Origin of the sequence: Nocardia sp. NPDC057455, from assembly GCF_042802775.1 — a bacterium.
Lineage (GTDB): Bacteria > Actinomycetota > Actinomycetes > Mycobacteriales > Mycobacteriaceae > Nocardia.
On sequence record NZ_JBHVDM010000002.1, the window covers coordinates 48779 to 68481 of the forward strand.

Annotated in this window: 17 protein-coding genes and 1 pseudogene; 11 read left to right on the top strand and 7 right to left on the bottom strand. The window is 67.5% G+C overall.

The window, feature by feature from the left end:
* The first annotated feature begins 13 nt into the window (after window positions 1-13).
* From ACFU5M_RS01280 to ACFU5M_RS01290, 3 genes are read left to right on the top strand one after another with little or no spacing between them, the layout of a single operon-like run.
* Window positions 14-1582, top strand: a complete 1569-nt coding sequence (locus ACFU5M_RS01280) for a glycosyltransferase family 87 protein (protein ID WP_379041934.1) — start codon at window positions 14-16, stop codon at window positions 1580-1582.
* On the top strand, window positions 1579-2856 hold the full coding sequence (locus ACFU5M_RS01285) for a flavin-containing monooxygenase (protein WP_379041936.1): 1278 nt from the start codon (window positions 1579-1581) through the stop codon (window positions 2854-2856). The genes ACFU5M_RS01280 and ACFU5M_RS01285 overlap by 4 nt, the downstream gene beginning before the upstream one ends.
* 11 nt (window positions 2857-2867) lie before the next feature.
* Window positions 2868-4217 (top strand): cytochrome P450, encoded by a 1350-nt coding sequence (locus tag ACFU5M_RS01290; RefSeq protein ID WP_379041938.1) that lies wholly within the window; start codon window positions 2868-2870, stop codon window positions 4215-4217.
* Between the two features lie 94 nt (window positions 4218-4311).
* Here ACFU5M_RS01290 and ACFU5M_RS01295 read toward each other — a convergent pair whose 3' ends face one another.
* Window positions 4312-5547, bottom strand: coding sequence for an MFS transporter (locus ACFU5M_RS01295; RefSeq protein ID WP_379041940.1), 1236 nt, complete (start codon window positions 5545-5547; stop codon window positions 4312-4314).
* A gap of 83 nt (window positions 5548-5630) precedes the next feature.
* On the opposite strand from ACFU5M_RS01295, the gene ACFU5M_RS01300 reads away from it, so the two are divergent.
* Complete coding sequence (locus ACFU5M_RS01300; protein ID WP_379041942.1) at window positions 5631-6110, top strand: winged helix-turn-helix transcriptional regulator; 480 nt, start codon at window positions 5631-5633, stop codon at window positions 6108-6110.
* A 68-nt stretch (window positions 6111-6178) separates the two neighbouring features.
* Here ACFU5M_RS01300 and ACFU5M_RS01305 read toward each other — a convergent pair whose 3' ends face one another.
* The 3 genes from ACFU5M_RS01305 to ACFU5M_RS01315 form a co-directional block, all read right to left on the bottom strand.
* On the bottom strand, window positions 6179-7636 hold the full coding sequence (locus ACFU5M_RS01305; RefSeq protein ID WP_379041944.1) for a serine/threonine-protein kinase: 1458 nt from the start codon (window positions 7634-7636) through the stop codon (window positions 6179-6181).
* 211 nt (window positions 7637-7847) lie between these two features.
* Window positions 7848-8774 carry an NAD-dependent epimerase/dehydratase family protein gene (locus ACFU5M_RS01310; RefSeq protein WP_379041946.1) on the bottom strand — a complete coding sequence of 309 codons (927 nt, stop codon included), beginning with the start codon at window positions 8772-8774 and terminating at the stop codon, window positions 7848-7850.
* 52 nt (window positions 8775-8826) lie between these two features.
* Complete coding sequence (locus tag ACFU5M_RS01315; protein WP_379041948.1) at window positions 8827-9477, bottom strand: hypothetical protein; 651 nt, start codon at window positions 9475-9477, stop codon at window positions 8827-8829.
* Window positions 9478-9586: 109 nt separating this feature from the next.
* On the opposite strand from ACFU5M_RS01315, the gene ACFU5M_RS01320 reads away from it, so the two are divergent.
* Complete coding sequence (locus ACFU5M_RS01320) at window positions 9587-10216, top strand: TetR/AcrR family transcriptional regulator (protein ID WP_379041950.1); 630 nt, start codon at window positions 9587-9589, stop codon at window positions 10214-10216.
* A 20-nt stretch (window positions 10217-10236) separates the two neighbouring features.
* On the opposite strand, the gene ACFU5M_RS01325 is transcribed toward ACFU5M_RS01320, so the two are convergent.
* On the bottom strand, window positions 10237-12663 hold the full coding sequence (locus ACFU5M_RS01325; RefSeq protein WP_379041952.1) for a beta-ketoacyl synthase N-terminal-like domain-containing protein: 2427 nt from the start codon (window positions 12661-12663) through the stop codon (window positions 10237-10239).
* Between the two features lie 108 nt (window positions 12664-12771).
* Between ACFU5M_RS01325 and ACFU5M_RS01330 the strand changes: the two genes are divergently transcribed.
* From ACFU5M_RS01330 to ACFU5M_RS01340, 3 genes are all read left to right on the top strand, one after another.
* On the top strand, window positions 12772-13275 hold the full coding sequence (locus tag ACFU5M_RS01330; RefSeq protein WP_379041954.1) for a GtrA family protein: 504 nt from the start codon (window positions 12772-12774) through the stop codon (window positions 13273-13275).
* Between the two features lie 129 nt (window positions 13276-13404).
* The gene (locus tag ACFU5M_RS01335; protein WP_379041956.1) at window positions 13405-14766 is read left to right on the top strand and encodes a M20/M25/M40 family metallo-hydrolase; all 1362 of its coding nucleotides are present in this window, start codon (window positions 13405-13407) and stop codon (window positions 14764-14766) included.
* Between the two features lie 22 nt (window positions 14767-14788).
* Window positions 14789-15322 (top strand): YbhB/YbcL family Raf kinase inhibitor-like protein, encoded by a 534-nt coding sequence (locus ACFU5M_RS01340; protein WP_379041958.1) that lies wholly within the window; start codon window positions 14789-14791, stop codon window positions 15320-15322.
* 356 nt (window positions 15323-15678) lie between these two features.
* On the opposite strand, the pseudogene ACFU5M_RS01345 reads toward ACFU5M_RS01340, so the two are convergent.
* Window positions 15679-15899, bottom strand: a pseudogene (locus ACFU5M_RS01345) (recombinase family protein); the annotation flags it as partial.
* Between the two features lie 509 nt (window positions 15900-16408).
* On the opposite strand from ACFU5M_RS01345, the gene ACFU5M_RS01350 reads away from it, so the two are divergent.
* From ACFU5M_RS01350 to ACFU5M_RS01360, 3 genes are all read left to right on the top strand, one after another.
* A complete protein-coding gene (locus ACFU5M_RS01350; protein WP_379042119.1) occupies window positions 16409-16600 on the top strand; it encodes an excalibur calcium-binding domain-containing protein in 192 nt (63 codons plus the stop codon).
* Between the two features lie 3 nt (window positions 16601-16603).
* Complete coding sequence (locus ACFU5M_RS01355; protein WP_379041960.1) at window positions 16604-17308, top strand: potassium channel family protein; 705 nt, start codon at window positions 16604-16606, stop codon at window positions 17306-17308.
* 269 nt (window positions 17309-17577) lie between these two features.
* Complete coding sequence (locus ACFU5M_RS01360) at window positions 17578-18003, top strand: hypothetical protein (RefSeq protein ID WP_379041962.1); 426 nt, start codon at window positions 17578-17580, stop codon at window positions 18001-18003.
* 119 nt (window positions 18004-18122) lie between these two features.
* Here ACFU5M_RS01360 and ACFU5M_RS01365 read toward each other — a convergent pair whose 3' ends face one another.
* The gene (locus ACFU5M_RS01365; RefSeq protein ID WP_379041964.1) at window positions 18123-19460 is read right to left on the bottom strand and encodes a hypothetical protein; all 1338 of its coding nucleotides are present in this window, start codon (window positions 19458-19460) and stop codon (window positions 18123-18125) included.
* Window positions 19461-19703 lie beyond the last annotated feature (243 nt).

Below are 19703 nucleotides of genomic sequence, written 5' to 3' on the forward strand. Positions count from 1 at the left end.
CCGTAGGTTGCAGATGATATCCAGGACATGGACCAGGTTCCGTGGTTCGCTCGACTACTTCGCCACGATGTACGCGGTGTTCGTCGTCGGCATTCTCGTTCCCGTCGTGATGATCGTGCTCTCGCTCACCGGCCTACCCGGGCCGGTGACGGCCGTACTCGGCCTCGTGTGCGCGGCGGTGCTGTTCGTGCTGTTCGTGCCGGCGGTGCCCGCCGAGTGGCGAGAGGCGGTGCGTGCCAGATCGATCGTCGTGCGGGTGCTGTGGAGCGTGGTCATCCTGCTCGTGGTCGCGGTGCTGGCCCGGTTGACGCAGTTCATGCTCGACGCCGACAACGTGGACGCCTCACTGTCGGCCGACGACGACTTCCTGGTCGAGAAATCCCACCTGTCCGGTTACATCAGCGGCGCGCTCATGGCCGAGCACGACCCCGCCGGCCTCTACGACCGCCACCGCTACGAATCGCCCCAGGCGGATTCGATACTGCCCGCGGTGACGCCGCAGGATCGCGACGCCTACCTCTACCCGCCGCCGTTCCTGCTGCTGCCCCGGTTGCTGCTGCTGTTCAGCCACGACTTCGCCACGCTGCGCGCGCTGTACTACTCGCTGTATGTGGCGATCGTGCTGTTGGCCATGTTCGCCATCGCCCGCTGGATCGGCGGCAGGCAGGGCGCGGTGCTGGCGGCACTGACCCCGGTGGTGTGGCTCAGCCTGCCGACCCTGGCGACCCTGCAGATCGGCAACATCCACGTGCTGGTGCTGTATGTCGGCGGAGCGGGCGCGATGGTCCTGTTCCAGCTGCGACGCAATATCTTCGGCGGCGCGGCGCTGGCGTTCGCGATCATCGCCAAGGTGTCCCCGGCGATCCTGCTGGTCTATCTGCTGGTCCAGCGCCGCTGGCGTCCCGCGGTGTGGACCGCCGCGTTCTGCGGACTGTATTCCCTGCTCACGCTGGCGATATTCGGCTGGGAGCCGTGGCGGCAATTTCTGTCCGACGGCACCTGGCAGCGGCTGGCCAGCGGGGAGTTCCACCAGTTCGTGCTGGTGGAGCGAGCCAACCAACTGGTCAACTATTCGCCGTTCGGGCTGCCGTACAAGGCGAACATCATGGGCTGGGACATCGGCGATCCCGTCGGGCCCGCACGGGTGATCACCAACATCTACACCTTGCTGCTGCTGATCCTGGTGGCGGTCACCGCCGTTCGCATCCACCGGCGGCTGTCCGCGGGGGCCGAAGGGCCACGGGTGCGCGCGGAGCAGCTGGCCATATGGCTGGCGGTGCTGACGCTGGCGTCGTTCCGCGCTCCGTTCGGGCCGTGGGTGTACATCGCGGTCGGCGCGGTGTGGATGCTGGCGGTGCACGCCGGGCTGATGCGCGGCGGCAAACGCACCGTCGCCCTGCTGACCGTGGCCTGGCTGATCATCGCGGTCTACAACGAAAATGTCTGGTTCACGCTGGTCGCACAGACGCTCATCTACGTCGCCTGCTTCCTGGTGGCCTGGCGGGCGAGTTCGGGCACCGATCCGGAACCGGCCCCGTCGCGGGAGGACTCCCCGCAGACGGAACGGGTCGGCGCGGCATGAGCACCTATTGCGTGATCGGCGCGGGCGCGGCCGGTTTGGCGACCGCGCGCGAGTTCGCCGCGCACGATTTGGATTTCGAGGTGCTCGAGGCGGCCGACGGAATCGGCGGGATCTGGGACGCACGTCGTCCGGACTCACCGGTCAGCCACAACACGCACGTCATCGCTTCCAAAGGCGTGCAAGCGTTTTCGGGGTTCGCGATGCCCGAGGACTATCCCGACTATCCGGGGCACGAACTCGTGCTGCGCTATCTGCACTCCTACGCCGACGCCTTCGACCTGTGGCCGCGCATCCGGTTGAACACCTCGGTGCGGAGCGTCGAACCGGGGGAGGACGGCTGGACGGTCACGCTGGCCGACGGATCCGAGCGCCGCTACGCAGGGGTCGTCGTCGCCACCGGACACGACCGCACCCCGCGGCGCGTCGACATCCCCGGCTCCGGCACGGTGCCCGTACTGCATTCCAGCGAATACCGGCATCCCGAACAGGTGCTCGGCAAGCGGGTGCTGGTGATCGGGGCCGGGCAGTCGGCCGCCGACATCCTGTCCGACTGCGCGGTCAACGCCGCGCTGACCCTGCACAGCAGCAGGCGCGGGTTCTACTGCATGCCCAAGTACATGCTGGGCCGCCCGACCGACAGCATGTTGCAGGGCAAGATGTGGCGTCCGCTGCGCAAGCGTGCCTTCGAGCGGCTGTTCTCGTATCTGCGCGGCCGCTCCCGCACGTTCGGACTCCCGGTGCCCGATTTCACCGAGGGCATCGTCATCCCGATGCTCGGCGACCAGCTGCACCACCACTACACCCATGGCGACATCACGCCCAAACCGGATGTCACCGCGATCGACGACGACCGGGTGACCTTCGCCGACGGCACCGAAGAGAAGGTCGATCTGGTGGTGCTGGCCACCGGGTTCGTGCCGAACTATCCCGTCGTCGACCGGACCCACTTGAACTGGTCGGGCGACAGCCTGCGGCCGGGCTTGTACCTCAACATCTTTCCGCCGCACGCCCGCGACCTGTTCGTCGTCGGGATGGTGCGGCCGATCGGTTCGCACTGGGATGTCTACGAGAAGCAAGCCGAGCTGGTCGCCGAGTACCTGCGGACCAAGGCGAGCGATCCGCGGCGGGTCGAACGTTTCGATCGCGCCACCCAGGGCCGCCAGCCCGACCTGTATGCCGGGTTGCGGCTCTACCACGCCGACCAGTACCCGCTGGTGGTGGAGAAACAGGACTACGTGAACCAGCTGCGCAAGCACGCCAAGCTGCTGAAGTGAAAGGTCGGACCATGAAAGCACCCGGGCCGAATCTGGTGGAGACCGGACGCATGCTGCCGAAACTCGCGAAGAACCCGCTGACGACGGTGGGCGCGCTGCTGGAGGGCTACGGTGACGTCGTGCGGGTCAAGGCGGGCCCGATGCTCGTCTACCTCGTCGCGGACCCCGCGATGACCGAGTACGTGCTCAAGGACAACTACACCAATTACCGCAAGAGCCCGATCTACGACGAGTTCAGCATCCTGCTCGGCGACGGGCAGTTGACCACCAACAACCTGGAGTACTGGCGCACCCAGCGCAAGCTGATCTCCCCAGCGTTCTCCCATTCGCACGTCAAAGGTTTCGCCGACGACATCACCGGCAGCGCCGCGGCGATGCTGGATGGCTGGGACACCGCGGCCGGACAGTTCCGCGACATCTACGACGACTACGTCAAGCTGCTGCTCGCGGTGACCGGCCGGATCCTGTTCGGTCTCGATCTGTCCACCGACACCAGTCAGGTGACCGACGCGATGCGCGCGGCGTTCGCGTTCATCATGAAGCGGGTGAACGCGCCGGTGAAGTTGCCGCAGTCCTTCCCGACACCGGAGGCTCGCCGGGTCGCGCGCAAGGTCGGCGAACTCGATGACGTGGTGCGCCATCTCATCGACGAGCGCCGCCGCGGCGGCGACACCACCGACGTGCTCACCGCGCTGGTGCGCGCCCGCGACGAAGGCGGTCAGGGCATGCGCGAGGAGGATCTGCTCAACGAGATCAAGACGCTGCTCGTGGCCGGTCACGAGTCCCCGGCCAACGCGCTGTCGTGGGCGTGCTACCTGCTGGCCACCCATCCCGAGATCCAGGAGAAGCTGGCCGAGGAGGTGCGCGCCGTGCTCGGCGACCGCACCCCGTCCTTCGCGGATCTGGGGCAGCTGAGTTACTGCCGCATGGTGATCGAGGAGACGATGCGGCTGTATCCGCCCGCCTGGATCGTCGAGCGCACCCCCATCGCCGATGACGAAATCGGCGGCTACCACGTGCCCGCGGGCGCGCGAGTCACGTTGTGCATGTACTACATCCATCGCGACAAGCGGCTGTGGGACGAACCCGAGGCCTTCCGTCCGGAACGTTTCACCGACGCGGCCGTGGCCGAGCGGCACAAGTTCGCGTTCTTCCCGTTCTCCGGCGGCCCGCGCATCTGCCTCGGCAAGGACATGTCGATGACGGAGATGGTGCTGATCCTGGCCATGACGGTGCAGCGTTTCCGGCTCGAACTCGACGACACCCACCCGGTGGTGCCGCTGGCCTCGGTCAACCTGCGCCCGGAATCCGGCATCCGCATCCGCCCGGTCCGCCGTGTCACGGAAGCTGTGACGACCTGAACGGTATCCGCTCCTCGTCGGCCGAGTTCGGGACACTTCGCCGGTCGGGGGCGGGCGATTCGGGCGCGTCGGTGATGGCGCGCATGGCTGCTGGTCAGCATGGCAGTCCCGCCGTGTCGCGGCACTCCGCTCGAGCACCGGGCGAGTCAGCAGCATTGCGCCGGGTGATACCGGTGACCTGCGCCAGTCCCCACACAACAAGTGCGCAGAGGGAGTAGGCCGCGCCGGCCCAGCAGGAGGCCGGCCAACCCCAGGTGCTGTAGGCCCAGGTGGTCGTGATCGCGCCGAGGGCGGATCCGAGGGAATAGAAGGCCATGTAGGCGCCTATGACGCTGCTGGCGCGGTGCGGATGCGCCGTGGTCAGCAGGTGCTGGCTACCGACATGTACTGCCTGGACGGCGAAATCGAGCACAACGATGCCGATGGCGAGCAGCCACAGCGTTGTTTCGATCCGCGCGATGAGCAACCAGGAGGCGGTGAGCGCCACCAGTGCGGATCCGGTAATCGCTTGTGCGTGCCCGGCGTCGGCCCATCGTCCCGCGCGGGCGGCGCCGAGAGCTCCGGCCAGGCCCGCCACTGCGAACAGGCCGATCTGCGTGGTGCCGAGGTTCCACGGGTCGGTGCCGAGGGGGAGAGCGAGCCCGCTCCAGAGGGTTCCGAAGGACGCGAAGAGGAAGAACGCGATCAGGCCCCGGCTCAGAAACAAGCGATCGGTGCGCGCGAGCCGCCGCATCGATGCCAGCACCTGCGCGTACCGTGCGCCGGAAGCCGGGCGGTCCGGGCCGAGTGTCGCGCGGACGATGAGGGCAAGAGTCACGCAGAGCACGGCGAGCAGCGCGTACACGGCACGCCAGCCGACCGTGTCGCCCAGGACGCCGGCGAGGACCCGGACGCCGAGGATACCGATCACCACACCGGAGGTGACGGCGCCGATATTGCGGCCCCGCTCGCTCGGCGCGGAGACCGCGGCGACATAGGCGACAGTTACCTGAACCACGACCGCGAACAGACCCGCGACCGCCAGCCCCGTCACCGCGACGGCACCGTTCGGGGCCGCGGCCGCGGCCGCGGCTCCCGCGGCGGTGAGGACCAGGTGCACGGTGATGAGCCAACGACGATTCACCACGTCTCCGAGCGGGACCAGCAGGATCAGGCCGGCGAAGTAGCCGACCTGCCCGGCCGCGACCAGTCCGCCCAGCGACTCGCGTGCCACTCCCAGGCCGGTGCCCGCTGCCGCCAGAACCGGCTGTATCGCATAGATCGTCGACACGGCCACTGCGCACACCAGCGCCAAGACGAATCGCTGCGACCTTGTGACTCCTGTCGCCACCACACCTCCCAATTAGTAGCAATATGCAACCATTCGAGAATAAGGAACAATGGTTTCGAATTGCAACTGATTGGAGGATGCTCATGACCCCGACGCTCGGTTCCGGCCGCGGGTGGACCGATCCCACCTGCCCGGTCGCGCGAACCGTCGACCTCGTGGGCGACCGGTGGAGCCTGCTGATCGTGCGCGACGCCATGGACGGCGCGGCCACCTTCACCGAATTCCAGCAGCGGCTCGGCATCGCCCGCAACATCCTCGCCGATCGCCTGCGCAGGCTCGTCGACCACGACATCCTCACCACGAGCACCGCTCCGGGCGGCAAGCGGCACAGCTACGCGCTCACCGAAGCCGGGCAAGACCTCTTCACTCTCGTCGTGGCATTGCGCCAATGGGGAGAACGCCACACCTTCACCGACAACGAAGCCCACTCGACACTCGTCGACCGTGACGGCCGCCCCGTCGCCCCACTGCGCACCGAAAACCACAAGGGCGAGGCCGTCACCGCGGCGAACACCCACGTCCGCAAGGTGGGCGCACACGACACCTCGGTGGCCGACGCGTGATGGGCCGCACCGCGACTACGCCGAATCCGTTGTGCGGTGCGGTCACCAGAACCTTCGGGTGGTCGTACTCATGGCCGGTTCCTGGGACGTTTGTCGGCGAGCCAGCGGCCGGTCGGAGGGGTCACCGTGCACAGCAGTCCCGTTCCGGCGAAAGACAAGATCGTGCCGGCGAAGATCACGTCGCTGCGGCGGTTGTCGCCGACCAGGCCGGCTCCGATTCCGACCAAGGCGACCAGCGTGAGGATCCCGGTACCCAGTGCCACCGCGATGCGCCCCGCGCGCTTGCGCGCGAACAGCGCGATCGAGCCACCGAGCAGCAGCAGCGACATCGCGGTACAGATCGTCATGGGAGCGAGAACATCCAGGGCGACATCACGCAACGTCTGGGGGCGGCCGTATTGCGTGGTGCGCCGAGTTGCCAGCTCGACCACTCCGTTGGCGACGATCATGGTGGTGACCAGACCGAACGCGAACGCGACGACGGCACCGATCCTGGGGATGACGCCGGATGGCCGGGCCGGATCGTAGACGGGCGTGAGCGGTTGCAGCGGGGGCAGCGGCTCGGCGCGCCACCTGGGCTCCGAAGGCTGGTTCAGCAAGGTCGGAGCCGAACGCGGCCAAGGGTCGATCGCCGTCGCCGAGTGGGCGGAGCGCTGGTTGACGAAGGCCGGCGCGGGCGGCACGTGGGCAGTGTCGCCACGCAAGGCCGCCACGGCGGCTGCCGCGAAGTCGCCACAGCCGGCGAATCGTTCGTCGCGATGTTTGGCCAGCGCGCGTGCGATCACGTCGTCGAGCTGCCGTGGCAACTCGGGACGGGTATCGCTGAGCCGCGGTACCGGCTTGGCGATGTGTCCCGCGACGATCTGACCGGGATTGGTCGAGGGGAAGGGCGGTTGCCCGGCCAGCATCGTGTAGAGGGTGCAGCCGAGGGAATATTGATCGGCACGGTGATCGACCGCCTCGCCGGACAGTTGCTCCGGTGAGGCATAGGCGAGTGTGGCGGTGAATGTCCCGGTGGCGGTGAGCTTGGTATCCGCGTCGAGCAACCGCGCGATACCGAAATCCGTGAGCAGAGCACGGCTTTCGCGACCAGCTTCGGCCTCGGCGATCAGGATGTTGGCCGGCTTGATGTCGCGATGCAGCACGCCTCGACCGTGCGCGTAGTCGAGGGCCTTGGCCGTATCGCCGACGATCTGCAGCACTTGGTCCGGGCGTGTGGTCCGCTGGTCGAGCCGGGCGGCGTCGGTGCCGCGGATGTACTGCATGGAGATCCACAGGTGCCCGTCCTGGCTGCCGCGATCGTAGACGCCGACGATTCCCGGGTGTTCCAGGCGAGCGACGACATTGGCTTCCAGTTCGAACCGTCTGCGCAGTTCTTCGTCCTCCGACACCGCGCGATTGAGCAGTTTGAGCGCCACCAGTCGCGGCAGCCGTGGGTGGCGGGCCAGATAGACGGTGCCCATACCGCCTTGCCCGAGTACTCCCTCGATCAGGTAGCCGGCGAACGACTCGTGCTGCCCCAACATCTTTCGGCCCCCTTTGGATACAGCCCACCCGGACCGAGGGCAGCATATCCGCTTCCGGATCGGAGGTCCGGCTGCCCTCCGGTGGGCCGCGTCACCGAGCCGGTGACGACCTGGCGACCTGACGACCCTTGGAGCCGCGCCGCCGGTCGACGCCCGCGCCGCCCTCCGGCGCGGCGGCTTCAGGAGCGGCCGAATGCTCGACCCGCGGGTCCTACACCTCGGACGAGCCCCTGCCAGGAGCGGCGGTAGCCAGCCACGCCTCGCGGGCACTGGGGTAGCGCGGAGACCAGGAGGTGGCGGCACGAAAGCGGCTGTTGCTCACTCGAAGTGATCGGGTCAGGGACGTGAGCCGGTGACCGCCGAGCAGCGCGGCCCGGCCGGGGACACGCAGCCAGGGCCGTTTGCCCGCGGCCGCGGCCAGGGCGGTGGCGTACTCGCGTTTGGTGAGCGGTTCGTCGTCGACGATGTTGTAGGTGCCCGCTGGGGCGGTGAGCGCCGCGACGACGGCCGCGGCCGCGTCGGTCAGGTGAATCGTGGAGGTGTACGCGTCGGCGCGGCCCAGTACCGGCGCGATGCGGCGGCGGGCCATGGCCAGCATCTGTTCGCTGTGGGCGGCGCCGACGCCGCAGAAGACACCGAAGCGCAGCACGATTCCGCTTCCGCCCGCTGCTGTGAGGCGATGGGCGTTGTCCTCGGCGGCGATGCTGCACAGGGCGCGGGGGTAGCGGTCGGCGGGGACGTCCTCGGTGATCCACTCGGACCCGCTGTCCGGGTAGATCATGCTGATCGATTCCTGGATCAGCCGGTCGACACCGGCGGCCAGTGCGGCATCGACCAGGGCCGTCGACCCGTCGATGCGAACATGCTCGTTTCTGCGCCAAGCGCGGTCGGACATGAACTGTGCGACCGAGGGCAGGGCGCTGGCCATGTTCACCACGGCGTCGTGCCCGGCGATCGCGGCGCTCAGTTGGTCTCGATCGAACAACGACGCCGTGACCGGTCTCGCCCCTCGAGCGCGCACCGCGGCCGCTTTCTCCTCGGTACGTACCAATGCCGTCACCTCGTGGCCTGCTTCGACCGATGCCGCGACGACATATCGTCCGATCGCGCCGGTCGATCCCGCGACGAAGACCTTCATGACCAGATCCTAGTGCGAACGAGAGTGTCGATGCTCGAGCACCGCATCGGCGCTACCGGCCCAGCAACGCGACGCTGCAGGCGATGATCCAGGCCGCCCAGCCGACCCAGCCGATCAGGCCGACGACCGCGATGCGGTTGGTGCCGTCGACGTTGTAGGGGCCGGCTGAGGACGAGACGAACAGCAATGCGGCACTGGCGTACCCGAGCCAGGCATGCCAGACGGAGATCAGTCCGGCGTCGGCTCCGGCGATGCTGAAACCCAGCAGTGCGGTCGCGAGGAAGATCTGGTTGAACCCGAACAGGACGTTGCTCGTTCCCCACAGGCCCGCAGTCGTGCCACGGCTGTGTGTGGCGGCCGCGGCCATCCCGAACCGCAGTGCCTCGACCACGGTGAACGTGGCGTTCTGCATGAGTATTCCGCCGAATCCCACCAGCGCCCACGCCGCAGGCCCTTCGCCGCCGCGCCACGTCACCGACAGCAGTCCCGCGGCGAAAACGGTGGTACACAGCCACATTGCCGGAGCGAGCGTCGAAGGTCGCTTCACCGCCGCACCGGCGGCGGCGAAGGCTTCCTCGACCGCCTCGATCTTCTCCGCCGACACCGGGAACGGAAGCCGTGCACGCACATAGAGGAGGTTGACCGCCAACGCCGCCACCACGAACCCGATGCCACCCAAGCCCGCCACAGTGGTGAATTCCATCGAAATGCCCTCTCCCGCATCAGGGTTGCTCGCTGGGAAGATCCCGTGCGGCAGCCAATTGGTTTTAGATAACCTATATTGAATATAGGAGCAGGAGGAATGGAGGGCAATGGTGGACGCACAGCCGGAGCGACGACGCTACGACTCGCTGCGCAGGCAGGCGCAGGCCAAGCGCACCCGCGCCGACATCGCGGAGGCCGCCGGGCGACTGTTCGTCACCCGAGGATGGGCCGGGACCACCATCGCCGACGTCGCCCGCGAGGCGGGGGTGTCCGTCCCGACGGTGTACGCGGCGTACGGAAGCAAGAAGGGACTGGTCTGGGCCCTGGTGGATGCGGCCGACGTGTCCGGGGACATGCCGCGGATGCTCGCCGAATTGGAAAGCCGCCCCACCCCCGCACAGCAGCTGGCCGCGATGGCAGGTTACGACCGGCGCCTGTTCGAACGAGCCGGGGACCTCATCGTCTTGGTCCGTGATTCCGGGCGCACCGAACCCGAACTGGCCACCCTCTACGCGCAGGCGCGTGCGGTCGCCGACCGAACGCGCGTCGAAGTGTTCTCGTCGTGGCCGAACGGCACACTGCGGCCCGGCCTGGACGTATCCACCGCCACCGACATCTACGCCGCGCTGTGCAACATCGACGTCTACGCCACGTTCATCACCGAACGCACCTGGTCACCCGAGGCAGTCGAACGCTGGTGGAGCGAAGCGCTGGCCCGCGAACTGCTGGCTCGGTGAGCGGACCCGGGTCGGCTGGATCAGCGCGATCGTTCGCGGGTTCCGGTGCTGCCCAGTAACTCTCGGCTCAATGCCACCAATTCGCTGATCGTGAGAGCTTCCTCACCCGGAGCCGGGTTCGGATCGGCCGCAGGGGTAGTGGGGGGATGCTCGGCTGCCGGGTACGGCGCTGTGAGCCGAGTGCTCAGTTCGGCGGCCAGCAGCTCGACCGTGGGGCAGCCCCAGATGATGGCGGCGGGTACGTCGATGCCCAGGCGGGCAGTGAGGCGGGCGGCCAGTTCCACGGCGTGCACCGAGCCGATGCCGAGCTGGTCGAAGTTCTGGCGGACGGCGACGCGGTCGGGGGCGATGCCGACGACTTCGGCCAGTTCCCTGGTGACCAGCGCGGCGAGCGACGCGGTATCGGGCTCGGCGGTGTCTTCCGGCGCGCTGAGCGCGGCAGGCGGCTCGATCGTCGCCGGCCGCGTTCCCGAATCCTTGACGCCGGCTTCGACCGGTGCGGAATTCTGCGCTGACGACACGACCGGCGCGGCACCGGTCGTCTGTGCGATGGGCGCGCGATCACGAACCGGATGATCAACGGATTCGGACGAAAGGAGATCGGCTGCCGAATCGGGCGCGGCGACGCCGTGTGCTTCGGCGTGCGTCTCCGCAACCGCCCAGTGCCGTTCCCGCTGGAACGGATAGGTGGGTAGCGTGATCGGCCGCCCGGGCGGGTTCACGGCCGACCAGTCCGGCTCGATGCCACGCTGGAACAGCACCCCCGCCGCGGTGAGCAAGTCGCGACGGGCGACGGTGCCGGGCCGCAAGGCCGCCGAGAGCACGAGACTCAGCGCTTCGTTCTCCGTGCCGTCGGCGTCGCCGGATACGGTCCCGTCGAGGAACTCGACAACCTGGCCCACGTCGTCGGCTACCACCGAAAGACGGTGCTGGAAAGGCCTTCTCGTCGCCAGGGTGTGCGCGAGGTCACCGAGGAGCACGCCGGGGTTGTGCACCAGATGCTCGCGCAGCCGGAAAGCGTGCGCCCGAAGCGCGGTCTCGGTGCGCGCCGACAGCACCACCAGGCGCTCGGAGGGGTCGGGGGCGGTCAATGGGTCGGGCGGAGGGGCCGCTTCGGCGATGACGTGAGCATTGGAGCCGCCGAAACCGAACGCGCTCACCGCGGCGCGCGCCGGACCATCGTGCTGCGGCCACGGCATTGCGGTATCGGCGACACGCACTCCAGCGCTCGCCGGGTCGAAATACTCCGGCGCACGGTCGAAATGGAGACTGCGCGGAATGCGGCGATGCGACAGAGCGAGTGCGACCTTCACCAGTCCCGCCAGACCCGCGGCCGCCTCGGTGTGCCCGATATTGGTTTTGATCGACCCGACCCTCAGCGGCAAGTCCGGGGCACGGTTGCTGCCGTAGACCTCGGCCAGGGCGGACAGCTCGGCGCGATCACCGACCGCGGTGCCGGTGCCGTGCGCCTCCACGTAGTCGATCGTCAGCGGGTCCACCCCGGCCTGCGCGCAAGCGCGACGGATCAGTTGCCGCTGCCCGTCCGCGCTGCTTGCGGGCATGGAGCGGTGTTTGCCGTTGTTGTTGGTGGCGCTGCCCAGCAGGGTGCAGTACACGCGGTCGCCGTCGCGCAGCGCCTGCCGCAGTGGCTTGAGGATCACCACCGCGCCGCCTTCGCCGCGGGCGTACCCGTCGGCGGAGGCGTCGAAGGTGCGGGATCGGCCCTGCGCGGACAGCACGCCCAGCGCGGACAGCCCGATCGCGGTCTCCGGAATCAGATTCAGCTGCACCCCGCCCGCGACCGCCAGCGCGCTCTCACCCGCCCGCAGCGCCTGGCAGGCCAGATGCACCGCGACCAGCGATCCCGCGCAGGAGGCGTTCACGGTCATGCTGGGGCCGTCGAAACCGAGGAAGTACGACACCCGGTTGGCGATCACGCCTTCGACATCGCCGGTACTGGTGAACGGGGTGATGGCGGTGGCGCCACGGGAAAGTTTGACGGCGCGATAGTCGTTGAACTTATTGGCGAAATACACGCCGGTCTGTGGCACCCGATCGGGCCGGATACCCGCGTCCTCGAACGCCTCCCACGCCAATTCCAGCGCCAAGCGTTGCTGCGGATCCATATCGGCCGCTTCGCGCGGGGTGATCGCGAAGAATTCGGCGTCGAATCCGGCCACATCCGCCAGATACCCACCGGCGACCGACACGGTCTTGCCCGCGGCGGCGCGGTCGGAGCCTCGGTAGTCGCCCGACCAGCGACCGGGCGGCGGTTCGTCGGCGATCGCATCGGTCTCATCGATCAGCAACCGCCACAACGCTTCCGGAGAATCGGCGCCCCCGGCGAAGCGACAGCTCATGCCGATCACGGCGATCGGCTCCGCGGCATGCGCCGCACCGTCGAATGCCGTCTGCTGAGGCCGGGTGCGCCGCTTGGCTTTCTTCACGCTTCTCACCTGCCCGCATTCCACCGACCGTGCACCCGTGGAAACAAGCGGTGCGGTGAATCTGCCGATCTTGTTGTGGGGTCGGGACATGTGCCGGAGACTTTACCTGTGCTGTTTTCCGAACGCCCGGTTTTCGCTCGGGTGACGTCCGCGCTGGGGGGCGAGGCACGGCGTCGAGAACTCCTCCGTTTCGCCTCCGTCGGTGCCGCCGCGTTCACGCTGGACACCGCGGTGTTCCTGACCTTGAAGAGCACTGTGCTCGAGGCGTATCCGGTCACGGCGAAAGTGGTCGCGGTGCTGGCGGCGATCACGCTGTCGTATGTGCTCAACAAGCAGTGGTCCTTCGACGGGCGCGGTGGGCGGCGCGGGCATCACGAGGCCGCGCTGTTCTACCTGGTCAGTTTCCTGGCCGTCGCGATCAACACCGCACCGCTGTGGGTGTCGCGGTATGTGCTGCATCTCGAGGTGCCCGAGGTTTCCCGCTTCAGCCAGAACGTGGCCGACTTCGTGGCCGCGCAACTGGTCGGCACCGCGCTGGGCATGGTGTTCCGGTTCTGGGCATTCGTGCGGGTGGTGTTCCCGGACCAGGTCGAGCGCCCCGGCTCGGCCTGAGCCGACCAGTTGCGCTCATCCTGATGACAACCCTGTCGCGCGCGATCGCCCACCGTGCTGGCCGCAGCGCCCCGCCGCGACACCACGGCCGTGCGTTCGCACCGCCGCGCGGGTGGTAGGAAAGGGAGCGTGTCCGCAACTGGCGAAGGAATCGACCCGAACAGAAGCTCGCGCGCGGTGTCGGAAGTGGTGGAGCTGGTCAGTACGCTGATCCGCTTCGACACCTCCAATACCGGCGATCTGGCCACCACCAAGGGTGAACGCGAATGTGCGCAGTGGGTGGCCGACCAGCTGCACCAGGCGGGTTACGTCACCGAATACGTCGAGTCCGGAGCGGAGGGTCGCGGCAACGTCTTCGCACGGCTGGAAGGCGCGGACTCGAGTCGTGGCGCGCTGATGATCCACGGGCATCTGGATGTGGTGCCCGCCGAGGCCGCGGACTGGAGTGTGCATCCGTTCTCCGGCGCGGTGCGCGACGGCTATGTGTGGGGTCGCGGCGCGATCGACATGAAGGACATGGTCGGGATGTCGCTGGCGGTGGCCCGCCAATTCAAGCTCGAGGGGACGGTGCCGCCGCGCGACATCGTCTTCGCTTTCCTCGCCGACGAGGAGAACGGCGGCAAGTGGGGCTCGCAGTGGCTGGTGGACAACCGCCCCGACTTGTTCGACGGCGTCACCGAGGCGGTGGGGGAGGTCGGCGGATTCTCGCTGACCGTGCCGCGCCCCGACGGCACCGAACGCAGGCTGTATCTGGTGGAGACGGCCGAGAAGGGTCTGGGCTGGATGCGGTTGCGCGCCAAGGCCCGCGCGGGCCACGGTTCGTTTCTGCACGAGGACAACGCGGTCACCATTCTCGCCGACGCGGTGGCCCGGCTGGGTAAACACACCTTCCCGTTGGTGCTCTCGGATTCGGTGGCCGCCTTCCTCGCCGCCGTCGCCGAGGAGACCGGCCTGAAGTTCGATCCGTCCAGCCCCGACATCGAGGGCCAGCTGGCGAAGCTGGGCACCATTTCCCGCATCATCGGCGCCACGCTGCGCGACACGGCCAATCCCACCATGCTGCAAGCCGGTTACAAGGCCAACGTGATCCCGCAGACCGCCGAGGCGGTGGTGGACTGCCGCGTGGTTCCCGGGCGGCAGGCCGCGTTCGAGCGTGAGGTTGACGAGCTGATCGGCCCCGACGTCGAACGCGAGTGGATCACCAAGCTCGACTCCTACGAGACGACCTTCGACGGCGATCTGGTCGACGCCATGAACAACGCCGTGCTGGCCCATGATCCGCACGGCCGTACCGTCCCCTACATGCTCTCCGGCGGCACGGATGCGAAAGCGTTCGCCCGCTTGGGTATTCGCTGCTTCGGCTTCGCACCGCTGCAGTTGCCGCCAGAGCTGGACTTCACCGCACTGTTCCACGGCGTCGACGAGCGGGTGCCGGTGGATGCCCTCGAATTCGGCACCCGCGTGCTCGAACACTTCCTACTGCACAGCTGATCCGATCCGGAAGAGAGGTTCCATGACCTACAATCCCTACGACGCGCTTGCGCAGGTGCCGTCGTTCACCCTCACCTCCACCGATGTCACCGACGGCCAGCCCTTCGGCAACGACCAGGTCAGCGGCATCTTCGGCGCGGGAGGCAAGGACATCTCCCCGCAGTTGTCCTGGTCGGATTTCCCGGCGGAGACCAAGAGCTTCGCGGTCACGGTGTACGACCCCGATGCCCCCACCGCCTCCGGCTTCTGGCACTGGGCCGTCGCCGACATCCCGGTGAGCGCGACCTCGCTGCCCGCGGGCGCGGGCAGCGGTGAGGAAGGCGGGGCCGTGCCGACCGGCGCGATCACCCTGCGCAACGACGGCGGCTTCCACGGCTTCGTCGGCGCCGCCCCGCCGCCCGGTCACGGCCCGCACCGGTACTTCATCGTCGTGCACGCCGTCGACGTCGAAAGCCTCGGCATCGACGAGAACGCCACCCCCGCCTACCTCGGCTTCAACTTGTTCTCCCACACCCTGGCCCGCGCGACCCTGATCGCCACCTACGAGCAGAAGTAGAGCCCCGTCGCGGGATTGTGGCCCTGAGCGAAATGCTCGGGGCCACAACGTTTTCCAATGCACCTCGTCCTATCCATCGTCACGTCGTCGCGGGCGCCCTGCTGGCCGGTGCGGTACTGATGTCCGTCGCTCCCGCGCAGGCCGAGGCCCCCGTCGAGCCCTAGACGATCGACTACAGCGGGGTTTTCAGCAGGTGCGTGTTTGTAGGTCTGGCTCGGCCCGTACAGCTGCGGTGAGAGCGGTGGTCATCGGCCACCCCCGCGCCGGATCGCGGTCGATATCTCGTCATCGATGCTCACGGCTACCGAGGTGAACGACGCCGTGAGGTTGTCGTATTCGCAGACCGTGTGCGCGCCGGCGAAGGCTCTCATCACCGACAACAGCAGGTTGGCCATGGGGAGTGTCCTCGCCGGTGGAGGTTAGGTTCTCTTTCACAGATTCGACCCGCACGCCCTTGTCTACCAGGACGCGGACGAGGCGGCGGAGGTCGTCGAGGTTACGGGCGGGGCGGTCCCATGGAGTGCACGATCACGGTGTCGCCTCCGGGGACGAGGCCGAGCATGTTCTCCAGTGCGGGCCCTAGACAGACGTCTAAAGGTAGGAGCATGTACCGCTTCCAGGAAACATCTGTGGTTTCGGTCTCGATGTACAGGGTGTCCCAGAACTGTGGGCCGCAGACAGCTCTACTGAGAGCCGGACACGGGAGACCGCGCTATGCAGGTGGTAGTGACCCTATTGGTCTTCGCCGGGTTGGCGATGGCCGTTATCGCCTTCGTGGCCCTGATGCGCGGGCACCTCGGCTGGGCGCGCGTCGGCAACCGCAGACATGCCGGCTTGCTGCTCGCCGCGTCGTTTCTGGTTATGACCCTGGCTGCCCTCCTCGCACCCGAACAACAGCCGGACGACGAGCCCGCCGCGCCAACAGCACCGAGCGCACCGATATCAGCCTCGGAAACCAAAGCCCCGCCGCCGGCTACAACAGAAACGACCTCCATTGCCCTCGTACCTCAACAGCTTCCGTCACGATCGGCCGCCGAATCCCCGTCGCTCTCGCCCTCGGAGCCGATCCAGCCTCCCGCCGAACCCATGCCCAGACCGGCCCCGCCACCAGCACCGGCACCTGAGCCGCCGGCCGCCGCGCCCTCCGCGGCTCCCAGCGTCTATTACCCGAACTGCGCTGCGGCTCGCGCTGCGGGGGTCGCACCCATCCTGCTGGGCGAAGCTGGCTACAGACCGGGACTCGACCGCGACAAAGACGGCGTCGCCTGCGAGGAGTAGTGCGTGAGCGAAGATCGCTGGAAGCAGCTAACCGAATGGCCGCTCACTGCGGCGGCTGTCATCTTTCTGGGTGTCTACGCCTGGACAGTTCTTGCCCAGCCCGACGGCACGGCGGCACGAATCGGCGAGACAGTGCTGTGGGGCACATGGCTGGTCTTCGGTGCCGATTACGCGGTTCGGTGGTACCGGGCGAAGCCGCGCGGGCGGTGGTTCTTCAGACATCTTCATGAATTCGCGATCGTTGCACTCCCTATGCTGCGACCGTTGCGCCTGCTCCGGCTTCTGACCATGGTCAGCGTCCTACAGCGATCAGTCGGTGGTGCGCTCCGTGGTCGGGTCATTGCCTACACAGCAGGCTCGACTCTGCTCCTGCTCTTCGTCGCATCGTTAGCCATGCTCGAAACCGAGCGCAATGCAGCCGGAGCAACAATCACGACTTTCTCTGATGCTCTGTGGTGGTCGGCAACCACGGTCACAACGGTTGGGTACGGGGACTACGCGCCGGTAACCAGCACCGGCCGATTGGTCGCGGTGGGATTGATGGTCGGCGGCATCGCACTACTCGGCGTGGTGACCGCAACCCTGGCGTCGTGGATTATCCAGCGTGTCGCAGAGGAAGACGAAGCGAGTCAATCAGCCACCCGGGCTCAGGTAGCGGAGCTCACCGCGCAAATCGCCGCGATGCGCACCGAACTTTCTGCGAGATAAGAAACGAACACGCGAGGAACTCAACCTCGATACAACCCGAGGCGTGCGCTGGTCCTCAAGAAAGACAGCCGGTGACGTCACTTCTCACAGGCGAGATCGCTCACGAACGGCAGGCGAGAAGCGGACAGCGGCAAATATCGCCCCAACCCGACCAGTCGGTATTCCCAGGAGTGGGTTCGTTGTCGTCGCGTCGCGACTGTCCGCAAGCGCTACGCTGCCGCTGGACAGCCGCCCAAGTGGGCGCGCGAAGGACTGATGAGGGTACGGACTTGATCATTCGCACGGAAACGGCCTGGGTACTCTTCTTCGCCGGGCTCATCTTCCTGTGGGCGCTGATTCTCGGCGTGTGGAAATGGCAGGCGATGACCACCTCGCCGGACGGTCTGGCACACCCCTACGTCGACATCGCCCACCGCGCCGCACTGCTGTACTCGTTCGCGACCGGGTTGATCGCCTGGTTCGTGGAATTGTCCGGCTGGCCGACGGCGGTGAACGCCACCGCGGCCGGGGCGATCATCGCACTGTTCGTGGTGACGATCGCGAACTACATCCGCCTGGGATTGCAGCGCGAAACCGACAACCAGATGCGCAACCCTCCGCCGTCGATGCGATTCGTGCTCGCCGCTCTGATCCTCGGTGAGATCGGCGGATTCGGCGTGCTCCTGGTCGGCTTCGCCATAGAGCAGTTGGCGTAGTCCCGGCTCACTATGCGTCGCGGTGGTGAAACGCGATCCTGCATCGGCACCAACCGGCCTCCACCGTCGCGGGCACCGGGCCGTTCGCGAACGAATGGGCGTCGAGCACCGAGAGGCGATCATGCCACGAGCAACGTGCGAGTTCGTTCATTGAAGTCCGCGACCAAGGGGTGCGGACCGAACGCCACCATCCGCTGCTGTATGTCGCGCACCGCCTCGACGGACCGCGATGACTTGACTTTGCGCGTGAGGTCGAGTGTCCGCACACCCGCGGCATGCGCGGCTTCGAGGTCGCGCTTCTGCATGTGGGCCACCGCCAGCGCGGCGTGAGAGAGCGCACCGCGACGCGCGCGATTCTGCGTGCGGGCACAAGCGATCGAACGGCGAGCGTGCGAGGCGGCTGGCTCCGGTTGCTCGAGGTCACGGAATGCGTTCGCCCACTCGCCGAAGATGTATGCCTGATCGATGAATCGCGCCCACTCGGGCTCCCGGTCGGGCTCGACACGGGCGAACGCGTTCTCCGCGGCGTTGATCGCGTGCGCGGTACCGGCCTTGTCGCCGATGACAGCCAGAGAGCGAGCTTCCAAGGTCCACAGGTCCGCCAGGCAGGCGGGCGAATCCACCTTCGACAAACCTTGGCGGCCGGCTTGGGCGAGTCGTCGGCCTTCGTGCGGATGCCCGAGCAAGGTTGCCTGGTCGGCCAGCCCGGCGAGGACGTGCGCGCCGAGGGCGGGATCACGCGACTCCTCGGCCAAGCGAAGCGCCTGGATCAGATACCGTTGCGCCGTTCCGTGCTCACCGTTGTCGAACGCCATCCAGCCGAGCAGGTAGGTCTGTTCGGCAGCCGCGCCGCACATTGCCAGGCGGACTTCCTCGGTGTGCGTCCGTCGCAGCAGCGGGTACACGTGCTCGTTCATGTAGGCCGCCAACACCAGCCGCCCTGAGCCACCGCCCTGGAAGATATCCATCTCCTGGAATGTGCTGAACATGTTTTGCACGGCGGCGACGTCCTCGAGCCGCACCCGCTGCCGCTGATCCGGCAGCTGGTCGAGAGTGTTCAGCAACCAGTCGCGGGAAGGCCCGATTGCCGCGACCGCTGCGAACGGAGCTGTGGACAGAAATTTCCTGCGATCCACGTCGGCCCTCCCGAGGTCTGCGACTGCGTCGAGTGTCTGTGTCCACGATGGGCTGTAGACGAGGGCGCGGTCAACGGTCGGCATCTCGCCCAGACCGAGGTCGTAGGTCGTCACGCGATAGCCGAATCGTGCCGAGAACAGGTCGGCGAGGATCGCCGGAACCGGCGGCCGTGGGCGTTCTCCCTCATCCACCCAGCGACGCACGCTGGATGCGTCCGGCCTGATCTGAGGCTCGCCCCATTCGAGCGCCAGTGTGCGCACCCGGCGGGCCAATTCACTGCGACTCCAGCCTGAACGGGCCAGCCACTCGGAGAGATGCATGTTCGCACTGTCCATCACGCCTGCCATTTCGTCACTCGGAGAGGTCGATCCACCACCTTTCAACACCCGCCGCGACCTTACTCGCCACCACTCGAAGGTGTGTGCTGAATACGCGCCCGATCACGGGGAGCCCAGCGCGCATCTCGCCGCAGGCTCAACTCTCGTTGCCGGAGCGATTTCCGCAGTCCGCGGACCGGGCGCAGCTCCACCGTCGATTCATCTGAGCAGGGGGTTCGTTGATGG

Bases quoted from the DNA above. Each gene is read 5' to 3' on its own strand.
- ACFU5M_RS01305 (WP_379041944.1), bottom strand. From the start codon at position 7,636: ATGTTGGGGCAGCACGAGTCGTTCGCCGGCTACCTGATCGAGGGAGTA.
- ACFU5M_RS01290 (WP_379041938.1), top strand. From the start codon at position 2,868: ATGAAAGCACCCGGGCCGAATCTGGTGGAGACCGGACGCATGCTGCCG.
- ACFU5M_RS01310 (WP_379041946.1), bottom strand. From the start codon at position 8,774: ATGAAGGTCTTCGTCGCGGGATCGACCGGCGCGATCGGACGATATGTC.
- ACFU5M_RS01300 (WP_379041942.1), top strand. From the start codon at position 5,631: ATGACCCCGACGCTCGGTTCCGGCCGCGGGTGGACCGATCCCACCTGC.
- ACFU5M_RS01340 (WP_379041958.1), top strand. From the start codon at position 14,789: ATGACCTACAATCCCTACGACGCGCTTGCGCAGGTGCCGTCGTTCACC.
- ACFU5M_RS01315 (WP_379041948.1), bottom strand. From the start codon at position 9,477: ATGGAATTCACCACTGTGGCGGGCTTGGGTGGCATCGGGTTCGTGGTG.
- ACFU5M_RS01365 (WP_379041964.1), bottom strand. From the start codon at position 19,460: ATGCATCTCTCCGAGTGGCTGGCCCGTTCAGGCTGGAGTCGCAGTGAA.
- ACFU5M_RS01320 (WP_379041950.1), top strand. From the start codon at position 9,587: ATGGTGGACGCACAGCCGGAGCGACGACGCTACGACTCGCTGCGCAGG.
- ACFU5M_RS01280 (WP_379041934.1), top strand. From the start codon at position 14: ATGATATCCAGGACATGGACCAGGTTCCGTGGTTCGCTCGACTACTTC.
- ACFU5M_RS01285 (WP_379041936.1), top strand. From the start codon at position 1,579: ATGAGCACCTATTGCGTGATCGGCGCGGGCGCGGCCGGTTTGGCGACC.
- ACFU5M_RS01350 (WP_379042119.1), top strand. From the start codon at position 16,409: ATGCCCAGACCGGCCCCGCCACCAGCACCGGCACCTGAGCCGCCGGCC.